This window comes from Streptomyces rectiviolaceus (genome assembly GCF_039533825.1).
GTDB lineage: Bacteria > Actinomycetota > Actinomycetes > Streptomycetales > Streptomycetaceae > Streptomyces > Streptomyces rectiviolaceus.
Map to the genome: position 1 here is coordinate 1 of NZ_BAAAUG010000286.1, position 632 is coordinate 632.

Annotated in this window: 2 pseudogenes; both read right to left on the reverse strand. The window is 67.2% G+C overall.

From position 1 onward, the window contains the following. Positions 1-172, reverse strand: a pseudogene (locus ABD378_RS44050) (2-oxoacid:ferredoxin oxidoreductase subunit beta); the annotation flags it as partial. Next, positions 162-632, reverse strand: a pseudogene (locus ABD378_RS44055) (2-oxoacid:acceptor oxidoreductase subunit alpha); the annotation flags it as partial. The pseudogenes ABD378_RS44050 and ABD378_RS44055, both read right to left, overlap by 11 nt.

Below are 632 nucleotides of genomic sequence, written 5' to 3' on the forward strand. Positions count from 1 at the left end.
AGACGATGTTCTCCTTGGCCAGGCCGAGCTCGGGCATGAAGCCCTGCACGGCCGCCAGGACCGCGTAGTCACCGCAGCCCGGGCACCAACGCACCTCCTGATCGGACTTGAAGTCCTTGGCGGTGAGCGGGACGCCACTCTTGGGGACGAGGGTGAGTGCCTCAGTGGGCATGGAGGGCCTCCTTGAGGGCGGTGGCGAGCTGCTCGGCCTTGAACGGCATCCCGTTGACCTGTGTGTGCGACTGGGCATCGACCAGGTACTTCGCGCGGATCAGCAGGGCCAACTGACCCAGGTTCATCTCCGGGATCACCACACGGTCGTACGAACGCAACACCTCGCCCAAGTTGCGCGGGAACGGGTTGAGGTGGCGCAGATGAGCCTGCGCGACGCTCTCGCCGGCCGCGCGCAGGCGACGTACCGCAGCGGTGATGGGGCCATACGTCGAACCCCAGCCCAGGACCAGGAGATCGGCGTGGCCGCCCGGGTCGTCGACTTCCAGGTCGGGGACCTGGATGCCGTCGATCTTGGCCTGGCGGGTGCGGACCATGAAGTCGTGGTTGGCGGGGTCGTAGGAGATGTTGCCCGTGCCGTCCTGCTTCTCGATCCCGCCGATGCGGTGTTCGAGGCCGGG